Here is an 18,520-nt window from a genome sequence, read left to right as displayed (position 1 = left end):
TGCGATTAGACTATCGAACCTTACCGGTAAGAATGAAGCTGCAGCTGATCGGGCTGAGCACGCTGGCCGTTTGTATCTTGCTGTCCACCTTGCTGTTGATTGCCAATGATTACCGTACATCGCTGGCCTTCATGCAGCAGGGCCTGCAGACCCAGGCGCGCATTATCGCCGACAATAGCGCGGCTGCGCTGCGCTTTGATGATGTAAAGGCGGCGGAAGAAACGCTGGCGGCGCTGCGCGCCTCGCCGATGATACATAGTGCCGAAATTCTGGAGCAGGATGGCGAGCTGTTTGCCGCCTATCCGGATCAGGCGACAGTGGCTGCCGGACGCGAGCATCTGCTGGGCAACAGCACGCTGCAGTTACGCGAAAAAATCATGCAGCGCGATCAGGTGCTGGGCGAACTGGTGATTCACTTTCATCTGACCCGTTTTTATCAGGCTATGCTCGGCAAGGCCGGTGCCGGTGTGCTGCTGGCCTTGCTGGCGATGGTGACGGCCTTTCTGATGCTGCGCCGGCTGCTGGTGGATATTGCCGACCCGATTACCCAGCTATCCGTCCTGATGGCCAAGGTGGCGGCAGATCAGGACTACAGCCTGCGCAGCAGTGTGGTGCGCGCGGACGAACTGGGAGCGCTGGCGCAGGGGCTGGATACCATGCTCTCGCATATCGAGCGCTACCGGAGCGACGAGTTGCATCGCGCCGAGGCCAAGTTATCCGAGAGTGAAAACCGCTACAACACCCTGGTCGAAAGCGTGCCGGTGGGGGTGGTGCAACTGGAGCGGGATGGCAGCCTGGCTTTTGCCAACCGCATGTTCTGGCACATCGCCGGCCAGCCGCCCGGCCTGTATGCGGGCGAGTCTGTGCTTGCATTCGTTCATCCCGATGACAGAGCCGCTTTGTTTGCGCTGTTCCGCTCGGTCATGAGTGGGCAGCCGGTGGCCGAGCTGGCGTTCCGCCTGCAAGGCGCGGGCGGGACAAGATGGGTCGCGCTGGAATTCAATGCCTTGCGCGGCCTTGATGGCCGCGTGCAAGGGGCAGTCGGAACTTTGCTCGATATTACCGAGCGCAGGCACAACGAGACTCAGCTGCGCCTTGCCGCCAGCGTGTTCGAGGCTTCGCATGAGGCGATCATGATTACCGATGCCGACGGGCGGATCGTATCGACCAACCGTGCGTTCACCCGCATCAACGAATATGCCGTAGACGAGGTGGCCGGCTTGACGCCAGCCGTGCTCAGTGCTGGCTCAACGCTGCCCGAGGTTTACCGGGATATGTGGCAGAAACTGGCGCATGAGGGGGCGTGGAGCGGAGAACTGCTTAACCGGCGCAAGAGCGGCGCGACCTATACGGCCTGGGTGTCGATTGCCGCGGTGTGCGACGGGAACGGGCAGACCTCCAACTATATCGGTATCTCGCGCGACATCACTGGCATCAAGGAAGAAAACGACCGCATTGCCTATCTTGCGCATTACGATGGCCTGACCGGCCTGCCCAACCGCACTCTGTTCTATGACCGGGCGCGGGTCGAGCTGGCTCGGGCGCAGCGTGATGGCCTTGGTTTTGCCGTGGTATTTATCGATCTGGATCGCTTTAAGTGGGTGAATGATACGCTGGGGCACGCCGTCGGTGATGCCTTGCTGCGCGAGGTGGCCTGCAGGCTGGAGGCCGGGGTGCGTGCCAGTGATACGGTATCGCGCTTTGGCGGTGACGAGTTTGTGTTGCTGCTTTGTGCCGTGCAGGTGGAAGAAGCCGCCGCAATAGCCGATAAACTCCTGGCGGAAGTGGGCGGGGAAGCCATATGCGGCGGACACGCCTTATATATCACGCCGAGTATTGGCCTGTCTTTGTGGTCACCACAGACGCCGGATCTGGAGAGCCTGATCCGCGAGGCGGACGAGGCGATGTATCTGGCCAAACGCGGCGGACGCAACAAGGTCTGTATCTATGAACATGGCGTGCCGGCTTAAGCTTGGAGCCGGCACGCCATGGCAGGGCAAAGGCGGCCGCGGGGTGTGCCCGTTGCCACCTGTCGGGCGCGCGTCAGCGCGCTGCGGGGGAGGGCGACAGGGCGATCTGCGGGCGGCTGATGGCGGGTTCTGTTTTGCCGACCATCCGCGCGGATGAGGCGGGGGTGCCGAAATGAGCCGCCTTGCCCAGAAAAGCAAAGCAGCTCTCCAGCCTTGTCTTTTCATTGGCCGACAGTTGTGCCGCGTAATTGAGTGCCAGCATGGTTTGGCCTGCTACATCTTTCTGCCAGACAATCTTGCCTTTAAGGCGTAAAGGCTGCTGATTACGGTAGTCCTCCAGATTGGCAAACGGGGTCATGATTTCCAGTTGCACATCGCCATCGGGCTGTGTCAGTGGGATGGGCAGACGCAGTTTCATGCCACTGAGCGACAGATCGGTGCTGATGCATTCGAGTTGCTGCTGGTGATGGCTGAGCTTGACCAGCAGTTTGTTGTCGGCCCGGGGCTTGGTGCGCTGCTCGCTGACCGGCAGCAGTGCTTCCGGTTCGCGTTCAAACTCGAAGCTGGCCAGCAGGTCGCGCAATTTTTGGGTGACCTCGTACAAATCGTGGCTGATCAGACCGGTAGTGTGTACGCGCGCCGTACTTTGTTCCAGCGTGTCGTACAGGCCGGACAGGCGACTTTGCTGACGCAAGACGCACTCGTTTTGCTGATCGACCACATGGTGGATCTGGTGGGCGACCTGACGTGTGTCTTCGGCGCTTTGGGCGATGGCATCTATCGTTGCCAGCGTGTTGGCAGATTGCGCCAGCCCGCTTTGGGTGCTGCTGGCGATGGCGTTGATGGCATGGCCGCTCTCAGCCAGCAAAGTGGAAAAACGCTGGATGATGGCCATGATGTCATTGGTGGCGCTGGCGGTACGCTGGGCCAGATTGCGCACTTCATCGGCGACAACGGCAAAGCCGCGCCCCTGTTCGCCTGCACGCGCCGCTTCGATGGCGGCATTGAGCGACAGGATATTGGTTTGTTCGGTGATATGGCGGATCACATCCACGATATTGCCTATCTCTTCGCCTGCCTGCGTGAGAGCCCTGACTTTGTCTTCTGCCTCTTGCGTGCGCTCGCCTATCGTACCCATTTCTGCCTGGCTGTTTTGCACCGCTTTCAGTCCGTCCAGCGCGCGCCGCCGGGTTTCTTCGACCTGTGCGATAGCCTGATCGGACAATAGCTTCACCTCGCTGACGGCCGTTTGCACCGCATTGGATGCCTCGTTCACCTCCAGCGCCTGTTCCGACTGGGTGCGGTTGACACCGACGATGTCGCCACTGATTTCGGAAATCTGGTAAGAGGAGACGGCAATTTGCTGGCTGGCCTGATGGATATTGCGCAAATGCTGAGCCAGTTGCCTGACCATCTGGTTCAGGCTGCCCAGTACGCTGTCGCTGTCGCCGCGCGGGTTTTCATGCGCTTGCAGGCGTCCGTTTGCCACGGCGCGTACCAGCTGCTGGGCAATCGCAGGTTCGCCGCCCATGATGGAAAACAGGCGTTTTCCCAGACGGATATTGCCACCCAGTAGCAGTAGCAGGGCCAGTAGCGAGACGCCACAGCTGGTGTAAATCAAATCGCGCATGCTGGCATCGGCTTGGGCGGTGTCCGCAGTGACTTTGGCGTCCAGCCTGCTGGCCAGTTGATCGAGCGTGCCGGCCAGGCGGGCTGCGGCGGCATCAAATCCGGTTTCCGGCTGTTTCATAATGGCATTGCCGGCTTCCCGTCCGCTGCCAATATAGGCATGCGCCATGCGCTCGCCGGTGTTGTACAGCGGATCTATCAGTGCGGAAGCGGCATGGATTTCGCTGGCGAGCGCCGTTTGCTGCTGGCCCAGTTGCTGCAATAACGCTTTGGCGCTATCGCGATGCTGGCGCGCATCGTTAAATTCGGCCACGCCGACGGCGGAGGCATCGGTCAAAAATTGCTGGATCTGGACGACGTGAAAGCGCACATCCTTGAATGCCGCGATGGCGGCGCTGGTTTGGCGGTTAGTGGCCTCGGCCTCATTCAGATGGACGCTTTGTTGCACTACCAGCAAAGCCCCCGCCAGAATGACGGCGGCAATCAACAGGGTTTGTCGCAAGAGCAAAGTACGCAGTGAAAACATGGACTGACTTTCGGGATTTGAATGGGCTGTTTAGCCGCGAATTTTCTGGATCAGGCTGAAGCTTGCCAGTGTGAGTGCTCCAGCGATGATGCCGACCAGCGCATTCAGCAGGGTAGGCAGCATGAAAAACAGTTGGCCCTGTTGTTCGATTACATGATGCAAGGGGGCGATGCCGTGTACCAGAATGCCGCCACCGACCAGAAACATGGCGACAGTGCCGACCACTGTCAGTGTTTTCATCAGCCAGGGGGCGGTCGCTAAAATGGTGCGCCCCAGAGAGCGCAGGGCAGGGCTTGGGCGTTGCAGCAGCCACAGTCCGCCATCATCCAGTTTGACGATGCCGGCTACCAGTCCGTACACCCCGACGGTCATCAGTACTGAAATGGCGGCAAGGACGGCCAGTTGCTGGCTGAAGCTCGCGCCGGCCACGGTGCCCAGCGAGATCACGACAATTTCGGCCGACAGGATAAAGTCGGTACGGATTGCACCCTTGACCTTGTCTTGTTCCAGTGCCAGCAAATCGGTGTCGGGTTGCGCCAGTGCGGCGGCCAGTTCGGCGGCGTGACTTTGTTCTTCGGCCGGATGCAGCATCTTGTGCGCCAGCTTTTCCACGCCTTCAAAGCAGAGAAACAGCCCGCCCAGCATCAAGAGCGGCGTGATGGCCCATGGGGCGAGCGCGCTGATGGCCAGTGCCAGTGGCACCAGAATCAGCTTGTTAATGAAGGAGCCCTTGGCGACTGCCCATACCACTGGCAGCTCGCGGCTGGAATCCACGCCGGACACCTGTTGCGCATTCAGGGCCAGATCGTCGCCCAGCACCCCGGCGGTTTTTTTGGCGGCGACCTTGGTCATCAGTGCGACATCGTCAAGGATGCTGGCGATATCGTCGAGCAGGATAAGTAGGCTGCTGGCCATGGCATACTCCGCGCGGGGAAATAAAGCGCTATTTTAGCTGGCCAGTCCGGATTTTACTATTTATTCGTCATCGTGTGGTGCATCAAGAAAAATACCCGCACCGAAAGGGTGCGGGTAGAGTCAGACCTCTGACGGAAGGGGCTTACAGACCTTGCTGCAATTGCTCCAGGATCTGCGGGTTTTCCAGCGTAGAGACGTCCTGGGTGATTTCCTCGCCCTTGGCAATGGAGCGCAACAGGCGGCGCATAATCTTGCCGGAGCGGGTCTTCGGCAGGTTTTCACCGAAACGGATATCGTCCGGCTGCGCGATCTTGCCGATTTCATGCGCCACCCAGCTCTTGAGTTCGGCCGCCAGTTTCTTGGCTTCTTCGCCTTCCGGACGGGCGCCCTTGAGCACTACGAAAGCGACTACGGCTTCGCCTTTCACATCGTGCGGCTTGCCGACCACGGCCGCTTCTGCCACCAGCGGGTTGGCAACCAGTGCCGACTCGATTTCCATGGTGCCCAGACGGTGACCGGAGACGTTCAATACGTCGTCGATGCGGCCCATGATCCAGAAGTAGCCGTTCTCGTCACGGTTGGCCGAGTCGCCAGCGAGGTAGTACTGGCCGTTGAACTCTTCCGGGAAGTAAGTCTTCTTGAAACGGTCCGGGTCATTCCAGATGGTGCGCACCAGGGACGGGAATGGCTTCTTGATCACCAGGAAGCCACCACGGCCCGGCTCAACCTGAGCACCGGATTCGTCGACGATGTCGGCGATAATGCCTGGCAAAGGCAGGGTGCACGAGCCTGGCTTGGTCGGTACTGCGCCTGGCAGCGGCGCAATCATGGCCGAGCCGGTTTCAGTCTGCCACCAGGTGTCAACGATAGGGCAGCGGCCGCCGCCTACCACTTCGTAGTACCACATCCAGGCTTCAGGGTTGATCGGCTCGCCCACAGTGCCCAACAGGCGCAGGCTGGACAGGTCGTACTGCTTGGGCAAATCGCCACCCAGTTTGATCAGCGAACGGATTGCGGTCGGCGCAGTATAGAAGGTGGTGACCTTGTGCTTTTCGATCATGCGCCAGAAGCGGCCTGCATCCGGGTAGGTCGGGATGCCTTCGAAAATGATCTGGGTTGCGCCATTGGCCAGCGGGCCGTAGCAGACATAGGAGTGGCCGGTGATCCAGCCCACATCGGCCGTGCACCAGAACACATCGTTCGGCTTGTAATCGAACACCCAGCGGAAGCTGTTGGCTGCGCCCAGCAGGTAGCCGGCGCTGCTGTGCTGGATGCCTTTAGGTTTGCCGGTGGAGCCGGAGGTGTAGAGGATGAACAGCGGATCTTCGGCATTCATCCACTCGGGTTCGCAATGCTCGCTCTGGCCTTCGGTCAGCTTGTGCCACCAGATATCGCGGCCTTCTACCCAGTTGGCGCCGCTATTGGTGCGCTGGTAGACAATGACATTGCGTACGGTCTCGCAGCCTTCCATGGTCAGCGCTTCGTCGACGGTGGCTTTGAGTGGAACGGTCTTGCCGCCACGCAGGCCTTCGTTGGCGGTAATCACGGCGACGGCACCGGCATCCTGGATACGGTCGCGCACGGCGCCGGCGGAGAAGCCGCCGAATACCACAGAGTGAATGGCACCGATACGGGCACAGGCCTGCATCGCGACGATGGCTTCAACCACCATCGGCATGTAGATGACGACGCGGTCGCCTTTTTTGATGCCTTGAGCCTTGAGGCCGTTGGCGAACTGGCAGACGCGCTGATACAGCTCGGCGTAAGTCAGACGGGTGACTTCACCGTCGTCGGCTTCGAAAATGATGGCGATCTTATTGGCGTTCAGCGGCAGATGACGGTCGATGCAGTTGTGCGAGACGTTCATTACGCCGTCGTCGAACCACTTGAAGAACGGGGCGTTGCTGTCGTCCAGTACGCGCGAAAACGGTTTTTTCCAGCTGATGACTTCACGGGCCAGGTCGCCCCAGAACGACAGGTAATGATCGTCGGCTTCTTCGCACAGGACATTGTAAGCTTCCATCCCCGAGATGGTGGCCTTGCGGCGGAAGTCGTCCGATGGATCAAAGCTGCGGGTTTCTTTGAGGATAGATTCGAGGGCGGACATGGGTGAATTCCTTTTCAACTTGGGTGTATTTCAAGCCGCACCCTCGGGAAGGGTGCGGCCCGGTCAAACGCGTTAAAGCTTAGTGCTTGGAGGCGCCGCTGGCACCGATACCGGTCATGGCACGGACAAACTGTGCGCCGAAGCGGGCTTTTTCTTCTGCGGCCTGCTTGGAGCTGTCGGTGACAGAGAACAACCAGGTAAAGAAGAAGGCCAGGGTCATCGAGAAGATGGCCGGGTTCTTGTACGGGAAGACGGCGGCTTCATGCTTCATTACATCTACCCATACTGCTGGGCCGAGGATAATCAGCACGACTGCACTTACCAGACCGATGGCACCACCGATAACGGCACCGCGGGTGGTCAAGCCCTTCCAGAACATGGACAGGAACAGCACCGGGAAGTTGGCCGAGGCGGCGATAGAGAACGCCAGGCCCACCATAAAGGCGATGTTCTGCTTCTCGAACAGGATGCCCAACAGCATGGCGATCACAGCCAGTGCAATGGTGGTCATCTTGGAGACGCGCATTTCGTCTTTTTCGTTGGCTTTGCCTTTCTTGATCACCGAGGCGTAGATGTCATGCGACACCGCGGATGCGCCGGACAGGGTCAGGCCTGCAACTACCGCCAGAATGGTGGCGAAGGCGACGGCCGAGATGAAGCCCAGGAACAGGTTGCCACCGACCACTTCGGACAGGTGGATGGCTGCCATATTGTTGCCGCCGATCAGCTGGGTCACTTCCTTGCCGTTCTTCATCACGGTTTCCATCATGCCTGGCTGGTTCAGTACCAGGAAGATCGCGCCAAAGCCGATGATGAAGGTCAGGATGTAGAAGTAGCCGATAAAGCCGGTGGCGTAGAACACCGATTTGCGGGCTTCTTTGGCATCAGACACGGTAAAGAAGCGCATCAGGATGTGTGGCAGGCCGGCGGTACCAAACATCAGTGCCAGACCCAGCGAGATCGCATCGATCGGGTTGGAAACCAGACCGCCCGGCTCCATGATCTTGATGCCCTTGTCGTGTGCATCGACGGCCAGCTGGAACATATTGCTGAGGCTGAAGTCAGCCTTGCCTAGCACCATGAAGGCCATGAACGAAGCGCCAGAGAGCAGCATGATCGCCTTGATGATCTGTACCCAGGTGGTGGCCAGCATGCCGCCAAACAGCACATACAGCATCATCAGGATGCCAACCAGAATCACAGCCGAGCTGTAGCTCATGCCGAACAAGAGCTGGATCAGCTTACCGGCACCGACCATTTGCGCGATCAGGTAGATGGCCACCACCACCAGCGTGCCGGTCGCGGCAAACAGGCGTACCGGAGTCTGGCTCAGGCGATAGGAGGCGACGTCGGCAAAAGTGAACTTGCCCAGGTTACGCAGGCGCTCGGCGACCAGGAACAGGATGATGGGCCAGCCCACCAGAAAGCCCATGGAGTAGATCAGGCCGTCGTAGCCCTTCTCGTACACCATGGCGGAAATACCCAGGAAGGAGGCTGCCGACATATAGTCGCCGGCAATGGCCAGGCCGTTCTGGAAACCGGTGATGCCGCCACCGGCGGTGTAAAAGTCGGAAGCAGACTTGGTCTGGCGTGCTGCCCAGTAAGTAATGAACAGGGTGCCAGCGACGAAGATGAAGAACATCACGATCGCAGCGATGTTCAGTGGCTGCTTCTCGACTTCGCCGGTCATGGCTTCACCGGCCAATGCCAGCGCAGGCAAGGCGGCCAGCAGGCCGGCAGTGAGGGAGGTCAGGCGAGCTTTCATTATTTGCGGGCCTCTTCGACGATTTGCTGGTTGAGGGTGTCGAATTCGCTGTTGGCCTTGCGCACATAGATGCCGGTGAGCAAAAAGGCCGAAACGATGATGAATACGCCGATCGGAATGCCGATGGTGATGACCGAACCCGCTGCTATCGGCGTGCCGAGTAGTGTCGGGTCAAAGGCCAGGGTCAGGATAAAGCCGTAGTAGATCACCAGCATGATGATCGACATCTTCCACCCGTAGCTGGTTTTCTTGTGAACCAGTTCGATGAACTTCGGGTTGGACTGTACTTTCTTGAGCACGTCCTCGTTCATTGTGTCCTCCTTGCCTTTTGTAGGGGCGGAACCGCTTTGGCACCGCGTGCAAGGAATCTAAGTGAACTGACGAATGCACGGCTAATCGCTTTTTTTGATTGAGTGAATTAGTGTGGCGAATGATGCGCTGCAATAGTTGTTTTTATTCATCGACTTATAGTCGATTTAAAACTCTAACTCGGGTGAAAAATATTTGATTCGAGTATGGTGTTTTTGGGTTTTTCTTGTTCTGTAGCGATGAGTCTAAGACAATGCTTTTGTAATAAAAAATAAAGCATGCCGAACCGAGTATGCCGTCAGACCGAAACAGGGGAAGAATTGCATGGAAATTTATCAGTTGCGTACCTTCGTGACCGTGGCCCAGCAGGGACATCTGACGCAGGCTGCCGAGTTGCTGCATCTGTCCCAGCCTGCGGTGACAGCGCAAATCAAGGCGCTGGAAGAGGAGGTGGGCATGCCCTTGTTTGAGCGCAGTGCCGGAGGCGTCAATCTGACCGTGGCAGGCGCCGAGTTGTTGCCACAGGCGCAGTCCATTCTGGCTGGCGCACGCGAACTGATTAATCGGGCCAGGAGTTTGAAAGGGCAATTGGCGGGCAAGGCCAATATCGGCATTACGCTGACGCCGGACACCTTGCGTGTCGGCCCCTGGGTTGCGCGTCTGGTCGAGCGCTATCCCTTGCTGGATTTGCGCCTGCATCATGGCGTGACCGGTGATGTATTGAATCTGGTGCGCAAAAAGGAGCTGGATGCGGGTTTTTATCTGGGCAAAAACCCGTATGTCAACGTGACGACTGTGCCGCTGGCGCAAGTTGCCTTTCGTATTATCATGCCGCCAGGGTGGGAAGCGCGCCTGAACGGCATGAGTAGCAAGGCTTTGGGCAAGTTGCCCTGGATCGGCATTTCGCAGTTCTCCAGCCTGTCCAAGATTACGGCCGAACTATGGCGCGAGCTGAATATCGCGCCGCGCAAAGTCACGGAATGTGATCACCTGTCTGCCTTGCAGGAGTTGGTGACATCGGGGGTGGGACTGGCGCTGGTGCGTGAAGATGATGCGCTGGCTGCCGAGCGCGCCGGTCTGGTCAGTGTCGTGCCCGATATCGTCAAGCAGGCTGAGTTGCAGTTTGTCTATCCGTCCGAGCGCGATGGCGATCCGGTGCTGGCGGCCTTGCTGGGTGAATTGTTGCCGGTATGGGGCTTGCCCGCACCGCTGCAGCATGGGGCAATGGCACAATAACCGCGTCAGGCCTTGGGTGTTTGTTGTCTGCTTATCCGCCTAGAATGGCTGCATGACGATACCGACACCTTTGCTGCAACCGGCCCGTTTTGCGGCCTTGCCGGCTGTATTTTACCGCGCCACGACACCGACCTCTTTGCAATCACCACGCCTGGTGATTGCAAATGCGGCACTGGCGCATGAGCTGGAACTGGATGAGGCGCAACTGGGCGCACCGGATAGTCTGGCCTTGTTTTGTGGCAATGCACTGCCCGCGCATGGTCTGCCGCTCGCTACGCGCTATGGCGGCCACCAGTTCGGTGTCTGGGCCGGGCAGTTGGGCGATGGTCGGGCCTTATTGCTGGGCGACAGGGCATGCCCTAACGGACAAAGCGTTGAAGTCCAGCTTAAAGGCGCCGGCGTGACGCCGTTTTCGCGCATGGGCGACGGGCGCGCCGTGTTACGCTCCAGCATCCGCGAATATCTGGCTTCCGAGGCGATGCACGCGCTGGGAATCCCGACTACGCGTGCCTTGTTGCTGGCCACTTCGGATGATGCTGTCTACCGGGAGAGGCCGGAAACGGCGGCGGTGCTGACTCGGGTGGCGCCCAGTTTTATCCGCTTTGGTCATTTCGAGTTGCTCTACCATCAGGGTCAGCATGACGAAATCTGCCAGTTGGCTGACTTTGTTATTGACCAGTATTTGCCGGCCTGCCGCGAGGCGTCCCAGCCTTATCAGGCGCTGTTTGCCGAAGTCGTTGCCCGCACTGCCAGCCTGATGGCGAGGTGGCAGGCGGTCGGCTTTTGCCATGGCGTGATGAATTCCGACAATATGTCGATATTGGGGCTGACGCTGGATTACGGCCCGTTCGGTTTTCTTGACGGCCTGAATCTCGCCCATATCTGCAATCACTCCGATCACAGCGGGCGCTATGCCTATAACCAGCAGCCGCAGATTGCCTTATGGAATCTGTACTGTCTGGCCTCGTCATTTCTGCCCTTAGTCGCCGAGCCCGAGCTGCGTGCCGAGCTTGACCGTTATGATGCTTTGTATCAGGCGGCTTATCTGGCGCATTTTCGCGCCAAGCTGGGCCTGGCTACCGAGGGCAAGGAAGATGAGGCGCTGATTTCAAGCCTGCTGCACACCTTGCATGCTTACCACACCGATTTCACCCTTTTCTTTCGCGCCTTGGCGGATTTTGATACGGCCGCCGGTTCAGATCCTGCACCTGTGCTGGATTTGCTGGTGGATCGTGAGGCCGGATTGCACTGGCTGGCGCGCTACCGTACGCGTCTTATGCAGGAAACCCGCACACAAAAGGCGCGCCAACAGGCGATGCATGCGGTGAATCCGGCCTATGTGCTACGTAATCATCTGGCCGAGCAGGCCATCAGGCTGGCGTGTGACGAAGGGGACTATGGCGAAATTGTGCGTCTGGCCCGCTGTCTGGCCAACCCTTTTAGCGAGCAGGCCGAGTTTGCGTCTTATGCCGCCTTGCCGCCGGAGTGGGCGGCGGCGCTTGCCGTTAGCTGTTCCAGTTAAACGTGTACTGACTAGAGTGGAGCTTCAGCCATGAAAATCCAAGCCATTGCCGCAAGCGCCAAGCTGCAGTCGCACGATCCGCCGCATCAGCATCTGCCTTCTTTTACCCAAGGAAAAAGCGGACAGGAGGATGCCAGCACCATCTTTGATGAGACGCTGGATAGCGAGCAGCGCCGCCATGCCGATGGCGAAGGAGAGAGCGAGGGTAGCCAGCGGCGGCAAGCGGCGCGCTCCCGGCTGTTTTTGCTGGAGCAAAGCGTGGCGCTGCTGGGTGAGCGTCTGCTGGGTGCCACCTTGCCGGTGTTACTGCACGCCGCTGCCGATCTGCTATGGATGGCGCAGGAGCTCACATGCTTGGTCGAAGATCTGGCTGAACCTGCTTTGTCCGAGGCTGATCAGCGCGCCTGTCTGGCTGTGCTGGCACGCCTGAGAGGTGAAGGTGCGTTTGTCGAGGCGCGCAGTGCCCGGGCACTGGATGCGGCTTTGCATGAGCAGCTGGATGCGCTGGCGCTGCGGCTGGCCTGATTGCGCCCAGTGCCTGGGCGCTAAGAGCGTGTTCACGATCTCGCGAGCGAGGGCGAGACAAGGCGAAAATGGCTGAGAAAGCGGAATGTACAGGTCGTACATGAGCATTTCGAAGCCGTTTTCAACGCCGTATCGCTGATGCGCAGCAGATCGTGAACAGGCTCTTAAAGCGTATCCGGCGTACCCCAACTGTCGCGATAAACCAGCTCGGCCAGAGGACGGCGGCTGTCCCAGCCTGCCGTTTCCAGCATCGGTGCAGGGTAAAACTCGGGTACCGGGCCTATGCACAGGATGGCCACCGGCTGGCTGTCGACCGGCATCTTGCACAGCGTGCGCAAATAATCCGGTTCGAAGATGGAAACCCAACCCAGTCCTATGCCTTCGGCGCGTGCAGCCAGCCACATATTCTGGATAGCGCAGGCGACCGAGGCCAGATCCATTTCCGGCATGGTGCGCCGCCCCAATACATAAGGCTCACGCTTTTCTGCCAAAGCCACCACCAGCACTTCGGCGCAGTTTTCTATTCCTTCCAGCTTGAGTTGCCTGATTTGTGCAGCCCGCTCGGGCAGCGCCTGAGCCGTACGCTCGCATTCCTCACTCACATGCTGGTGTATGCGTGAGCGCAAGGCCGGATCTGCCACGCGCAAGAAACGCCATGGCTGCATATAGCCGACGCTGGGAGCCAGATGCGCGGCTTCTATCAGTCGAGCCAGCTGGCCGTCTGCCAGCGGCTCGGCGCTGAAATGGCGCATATCGCGCCGCTCGCGCATGGCGCGATAAACGGCCTCAATCTCGGTTATCGAGAAGGCGTGTGGGTTCATGGACAAGTGTGCCTGTACGGTTGGGGGAGGCGGGCGATTGTACTGTGGTTTTTAAATCTCTTTCAGCACAAGGCGGATTAAATCTTTGTTTTGTTTATTATGTTAAACGGCTAACTGTAATACTATTACCCTTATAAAAAGTCGCAGATCTTTAATAGCGACAAGAAATTTCAAGCTGTTGTGGCCTTATCCTTCTGAGGAGGTGTAATGAAAATCGCGCACAAGTTGTTGCTGTTGATCGTACTGGGGCTATCCGGTTGTATTGTCATGGGGGGCGTTTCCTTGTGGCAACTGTCCCGGATGAATACCGAGGTGGATGCTGCATACGACAGCACGGTACCCAGTATCATGGTGCTGGGAGGGGTTCTCACGGATTATTACGCGCTGGATGGTCAGGTCAAGCAGCATCTGCTGACTAAGGACGCGACACAAAAAGCGGCGGTCGAGACCGAGATTGGCGCCTTGCGGCAAAGCCTGAACAAAGGTGTCGCCGATTATGCGCCGCTGTTATGGGATGACAAGGATCGCGAACTCTACGCGGCAGTCAAGCAGCAACTTGCTTTGGCCGAGCAGACGTTTACCCGCGTTGTCGAATTGTCGCGTCAGAATCAGGATGAGGAGGCCAGCGCGGTCCTGATGAAGTCGCAAGCCCAGATGCAGCAGGTGCTGAGCGCGCTGGACGCACACATGAAATACAATGTGGACTGGGTTGCGATTGGCAAGAAGAACGCCAACGAGATTGCGGCTAATGCGCAGATGATCATGCTGGCCGTTGCCTTGGCCATGTTGCTCTTGCTGGGCGTGAGTGGTTTGCTGATCTATCGCCAGATCGCCGGCGATCTTGGCCGTGCACAGCAAACTGTGGGCACCATCCGCCAGACGCTGGACTTTACTACCCGCATCCCGCTGCGTGGTGGCGATGAAATCTCTGCCATGCTGGGTGAATTCAATGCATTGATGGCGCAGATGCAGCAGAGCCTGAAAAACCTGCAAGGTGGAGCCAGCGAGGTGGCGCAACTGGCAGGAGAATTGTCCGGCGCGGCAGGTCATGTGTCGCATGGCTCGCAAACGCAAAGCGCATCGGCGGCGACTATGGCTGCTGCGCTGGAACAAATGACTGTCAGCATCAATCATGTTGCCGACCGCACACGCGAGGCCGATGGCTTGTGCCGTCAGGCTGGCAGCGAGGCACAGGGTGGCGCGTTGGCGATAGGCCATACCGTCAGCAATATCGAGGCGATTTCCACCTCGGTGAGTGATGCATCGGGCGAACTGACCAAGCTGGATACGCAAAGCCGCGAGATCGAGACCATGATCAATGTGATCCGCGATGTGGCCGAACAGACCAATTTGCTGGCACTTAACGCTGCGATCGAGGCGGCGCGCGCCGGCGAGAGTGGTCGCGGTTTTGCCGTCGTGGCGGATGAGGTCAGAAAGCTGGCCGAACGTACCGCTGGCTCGACCCGGGATATTGCCCAGATCGTAGCCGGAATACGCAGCGTCTCGGCTGGCGCTGTCGCCAGTATGCAGCAGGCGGTAGGCAAGGTGGAGGAGGGACAAGGCGGGGTGAGCCAGGCGCAGCACCGTGTCGCCGGCATTGTGAGTGCCTCGGCCAATAGCAGCGAACTGGTCGGCGAGATTGCGGTGGCGATAGGCGAGCAAAGCATGGCTGCCAACAGCATTGCTTCGCAAGTGGAAAGCGTGGCGCATATGGCGGAAGAAAACTCGGCCGCTGCCGCCCAGGCCGCCGCCCAGGCCGAACAACTGGGTTTGCTGGCGCAGCGTATGCGCGGTGAAGTGGCGCTATATAAGCTCTGAGTCGCTTATCGCGCTGGATTCATACCCGGTTTCCCCTGATGGGAGCCGGGTGTTTTTTTGGCTATGTTCCGCTTGGGTGTGGTGTTTGTTGTTCGCCTCGCAAGCCGTTCATGCGTCAGTCCCCCATCCCGGTTCAGCGTGCTCCGGGGTATGGCGTTTTTATCGGCGCACCGCCATATGTTTTTAGGTAGTGACATCTTCTTTTTTTGCGGCGGCAGCTACGCTTGTGCGCTATCATGCGCGCGTAGCGCGTGTCCGGGGCCCTGCTCTGAAGTCTGGCGGATCTCGCGCACGCCTTTTCCCTACTAAGGAGCAAGCATGCGTCTGTTACTGTTGTCCAATGCCAAGACCGAGGGGATGGCTTACCTCGAATACGCCATTCCGCACTTTCAGTCTTTTTTCGCCGGCAAAATCGAGCGTGCATTGTTTATCCCGTTTGCCAACGCTGCCGGTGACTACCTCGGTTTTGAGGCCAAGGCGGCGGTGGCTCTGGCTCAGGCCGGCATCAAGCTGGAGTCGATCACGCGCTTTGCCGATCCGGTACAAGCGGTGCGCGAGGCGCAGGCGGTGATTGTTGGTGGCGGCAGCACTTGGAAGCTGTTGCGCGATGTGCGCGCTTTGGGCCTGCTGGATGCGATACGCGAACGCGTCGCCGACGGCATGCCTTATGCTGGCTGGAGCGCAGGCGCCAATCTGGCCTGCCCGACCATTATGACCACCAACGATATGCCCATTTGCGACCCCAAGGGTTTTGATGCGCTGGATTTCATTCCCTTCCAGATCAATCCGCACTATCTGCATGGCAATCCGCCAGGTTTCAAGGGCGAGACGCGTGAAGAGCGTATCGGCGAATTCGGCAAACTTAACCCCGACACCTGGGTGGCAGGCATACGCGAAGGCACCGGCTTTGTGATCGAGGATGGCGCTATCCGCATGGTGGGCGAGCTTGATTGCCGCGTATTCAAGGCCGGCACCGAGCCGTGCGAAGTGCCGGCTCGCAGTGACTTCTCCTTCCTGATGAGCAGCCAGCGCCCTTGCGCCTGAGTTTCGCTTGAAGCATGCGCCACGATGCCGGGCATGGTGGCGCATGCCATGCCCTGTCGCCGCAAGTACACTGGATGCTGATTTATATAGGGCCGGTGCTTTATGGTTAAACAGTGGGCTTCCCGCGGCGGCAGCTTGATACGGCAGTTTTTGCAGACCCGCCCGCGTTTGACGCTGGCTTTGCTGGCCGGGGTGTTGTCTTGCTGGTTTTTGCCGGACAGCATGAGGGTGCTGACGCGTGTGCTGCTGGGCTGGAACGTGACGGCATGGGCCTATCTGCTGGCTCTGTGGAGCATGATGTTGCGTGCCCGGGTGCAGCATATCCGGCAGGAGGCGCAGCGCCAGGACGAGAGTGCCGCCAAGGTGTTGGCGCTGGTGTGCGTGGCGACGCTGATGAGCCTGGCTGCCATTGTGGTGGAAATGGTGCTGGCGCATGCCCATGCGGGCGTCTGGCATCTGGCGCTGACCGGCGTGACGCTGCTGGGTGCCTGGCTATTGCTGCCGACCTGTTTTGCCGTGCATTACGCCCATCTGTTTTACCTGTCCGGCGCACAGCTGCCTTTGCTTGGTTTTCCCGATGCGCCTCCCGAGCCCGATTACTGGGACTTCCTTTATTTTTCCTTCACGATTGCCGCAACCAACCAGACCGCCGATGTGGCGGTAGCCAGTTCGCGCGTGCGCCGTCTGGTGCTGCTGCAAAGCATGCTGTCTTTCGTGTTTAACCTGTTTATTCTGGGTTTGTCCATCAATCTTGGTGCCGGTTTGATCGGCGGCTAAGCGTCAGCAGCGGGGCCTGCCAGCTGCTAGTCTGCAGCGAGGCAGCACGGGGCTGCCCTTGGTCTGGAGATTAAAGATGGCACGTCTTCCTCCGCTGGAGTTTGTCGTGTTGGGCGGTGGTCTGGCCGGCCGGCGGCTGGCGCGGGATCTGGCCCGGCACGGCCATCGTGGCGCCCTGATCGAATACCATGCTTTTGGCGGTGCATCGCTGAATGTGGCTTGTCTGCCCGACGCGGTCATGGTGCGCGCGGCGCGCATCGCCCACCAGATGCGCCAGGGGGCTGGCTGCGGGGTGGGGAGCGGCGCATGCGAGGTTGATCTGGCACGCCTGTTTGCCTGTATCGGGGAGACGGTGGCTGCCGCCCGCGCCCATGATCTGGCCTTGTGGCCGGCAGAAAAGGTAGAGCTGGTGCTGGGCCACGGTCATCTGATTGCAGCGGATACGGTAGAAGTCGCCCTGCAGGACGGTACTTTGCGCCGTTTGCGCGCAGAGCGCATTTTCGTGTCCACCGGCTCTAGCGTCAAAGTGCCGCCGGTGGCCGGTCTGGCTGATGCCTGCGCCATGACTCAGCGCGAACTGATGTGCATGACGCGCCTGCCGGCGCATTTGCTGATTCTGGGCTCCAGTTTCGGCGCGCTGGCCTATGCGCAGATTTTTGCCCGTCTGGGCTGCGATGTCACCCTGATAGATGAAGCGCCACGGCTTGCCCGCTTTGAAGATGCGGTGTTTTCCGATGCTATCGGCCAGCTATTACGCCGTGATGGTGTGCGCCTGTTGACCTCGACCATTATCGAGCGGGTGCGCGGCATCAGTGGTGCCGGTGTCTCGGTGGAAGCAAGGCAGGGCCAGCAGTTGCTGGAGCTGGATGGCAGCGATATTTTGCTGGCCGGTGCGCGCCTGCCGCTGACGGCCAACCTGGGGCTGGAAGCACTGGGCGTTGTACTCGCAGCCGATGGCCGCATTGTGGTGGATCAGAGCCTGCAAAGTACGGTGCCCGGCATCTATGCGCTGGGTGAAGTGGCGGCGCATCCTGTACCCGGCCATGCGGTGAGTGATGATGCCCGTGTTGCCTTGTCGCTGTTTCATCCCCCTTTGCAGGGAATGCAGGGGCGGGTATTGCCACGACTGGCCTTTATCGACCCGGAGTATGCGCGTATCGGCCTGAGTGTGGCCGAGGCAGAGCAGGCCGGGCTGGAAGTGCGCGTGCTGAGCCTGGCCATGGATGCAGTGACGCGGGCCTGGGCCGAAGGCGAAACCAGCGGCCTGATGCAGGCGGTGATTGCGGCGGATAGCGATAGGCTGCTGGGCTTTGCCATGCTGGGTGTCGGTGCGGGCGAGGTGGTGTCGGTGGTGCAAATGGCGATGCAGGCCGGTTTACCCTATAGCGCGCTGGCCAATACGCCGCTGGCGCACCCAACCGCATCCGAGGCGCTTAATACCCTGTTTGCCCAGGCAGGCTAAGAACCTGTTCACGATCTGCTGCGCGTCAGCGATACAGCGTTAAAAACGGCTTCGAAATGCTCATGTACCGTATGTACACTCCGCTTTCTCAGCC

Annotated in this window: 14 protein-coding genes; 8 read left to right on the top strand and 6 right to left on the bottom strand. The window is 59.3% G+C overall.

Annotated elements, in window-relative coordinates:
- The first annotated feature begins 32 nt into the window (after positions 1–32).
- On the top strand, positions 33–1,970 hold the full coding sequence (locus tag EGI20_RS01695) for a diguanylate cyclase (protein ID WP_498629142.1): 1,938 nt from the start codon (positions 33–35) through the stop codon (positions 1,968–1,970).
- 73 nt (positions 1,971–2,043) lie between these two features.
- On the opposite strand, the gene EGI20_RS01690 is transcribed toward EGI20_RS01695, so the two are convergent.
- From EGI20_RS01690 to EGI20_RS01670, 5 genes are all read right to left on the bottom strand, one after another.
- Positions 2,044–4,125 (bottom strand): methyl-accepting chemotaxis protein, encoded by a 2,082-nt coding sequence (locus EGI20_RS01690; RefSeq protein WP_498629140.1) that lies wholly within the window; start codon positions 4,123–4,125, stop codon positions 2,044–2,046.
- Between the two features lie 30 nt (positions 4,126–4,155).
- The gene (locus EGI20_RS01685) at positions 4,156–5,040 is read right to left on the bottom strand and encodes a DUF808 domain-containing protein (RefSeq protein WP_498629138.1); all 885 of its coding nucleotides are present in this window, start codon (positions 5,038–5,040) and stop codon (positions 4,156–4,158) included.
- Between the two features lie 142 nt (positions 5,041–5,182).
- Positions 5,183–7,147: an acetate--CoA ligase gene (gene acs, locus EGI20_RS01680; RefSeq protein ID WP_498629136.1), complete on the bottom strand. Its 1,965-nt coding sequence runs from the start codon at positions 7,145–7,147 to the stop codon at positions 5,183–5,185.
- Between the two features lie 79 nt (positions 7,148–7,226).
- Positions 7,227–8,912: a cation acetate symporter gene (locus EGI20_RS01675; protein WP_498629134.1), complete on the bottom strand. Its 1,686-nt coding sequence runs from the start codon at positions 8,910–8,912 to the stop codon at positions 7,227–7,229.
- Positions 8,912–9,223 carry a DUF485 domain-containing protein gene (locus EGI20_RS01670; protein WP_124734426.1) on the bottom strand — a complete coding sequence of 104 codons (312 nt, stop codon included), beginning with the start codon at positions 9,221–9,223 and terminating at the stop codon, positions 8,912–8,914. Before EGI20_RS01670 ends, EGI20_RS01675 begins: the two co-directional genes overlap by 1 nt.
- A 322-nt stretch (positions 9,224–9,545) precedes the next feature.
- On the opposite strand from EGI20_RS01670, the gene EGI20_RS01665 reads away from it, so the two are divergent.
- Genes EGI20_RS01665 through EGI20_RS01655 form a run of 3 tightly spaced genes read left to right on the top strand, consistent with a single transcriptional unit; the run spans position 9,546 to position 12,504 of the window.
- Complete coding sequence (locus EGI20_RS01665) at positions 9,546–10,457, top strand: LysR family transcriptional regulator (RefSeq protein WP_498629131.1); 912 nt, start codon at positions 9,546–9,548, stop codon at positions 10,455–10,457.
- Between the two features lie 52 nt (positions 10,458–10,509).
- Positions 10,510–11,979 carry a protein adenylyltransferase SelO gene (locus EGI20_RS01660; RefSeq protein ID WP_498629129.1) on the top strand — a complete coding sequence of 490 codons (1,470 nt, stop codon included), beginning with the start codon at positions 10,510–10,512 and terminating at the stop codon, positions 11,977–11,979.
- A 30-nt stretch (positions 11,980–12,009) separates the two neighbouring features.
- Positions 12,010–12,504, top strand: a complete 495-nt coding sequence (locus EGI20_RS01655; RefSeq protein ID WP_498629127.1) for a hypothetical protein — start codon at positions 12,010–12,012, stop codon at positions 12,502–12,504.
- A gap of 164 nt (positions 12,505–12,668) precedes the next feature.
- Here EGI20_RS01655 and bluB read toward each other — a convergent pair whose 3' ends face one another.
- Entirely contained in the window at positions 12,669–13,325 is a 657-nt protein-coding gene (bluB, locus tag EGI20_RS01650; RefSeq protein WP_498629125.1) for a 5,6-dimethylbenzimidazole synthase, read from the bottom strand.
- Between the two features lie 207 nt (positions 13,326–13,532).
- Between bluB and EGI20_RS01645 the strand changes: the two genes are divergently transcribed.
- The 4 genes from EGI20_RS01645 (at position 13,533) to EGI20_RS01630 (ending at position 18,426) form a co-directional block, all read left to right on the top strand.
- On the top strand, positions 13,533–15,143 hold the full coding sequence (locus tag EGI20_RS01645; RefSeq protein ID WP_498629123.1) for a methyl-accepting chemotaxis protein: 1,611 nt from the start codon (positions 13,533–13,535) through the stop codon (positions 15,141–15,143).
- Between the two features lie 318 nt (positions 15,144–15,461).
- Positions 15,462–16,187, top strand: a complete 726-nt coding sequence (pepE, locus tag EGI20_RS01640) for a dipeptidase PepE (protein ID WP_498629121.1) — start codon at positions 15,462–15,464, stop codon at positions 16,185–16,187.
- A 102-nt stretch (positions 16,188–16,289) separates the two neighbouring features.
- A complete protein-coding gene (locus tag EGI20_RS01635) occupies positions 16,290–16,964 on the top strand; it encodes a DUF1345 domain-containing protein (protein ID WP_498629119.1) in 675 nt (224 codons plus the stop codon).
- A 76-nt stretch (positions 16,965–17,040) separates the two neighbouring features.
- On the top strand, positions 17,041–18,426 hold the full coding sequence (locus EGI20_RS01630) for an FAD-dependent oxidoreductase (RefSeq protein ID WP_498629117.1): 1,386 nt from the start codon (positions 17,041–17,043) through the stop codon (positions 18,424–18,426).
- Positions 18,427–18,520 lie beyond the last annotated feature (94 nt).

The sequence above is a fragment of the Aquitalea sp. S1-19 genome, from assembly GCF_024343515.1.
Note: the sequence above shows the minus strand (reverse complement) of the source record. Positions and strands in the feature narration are given on the sequence as shown.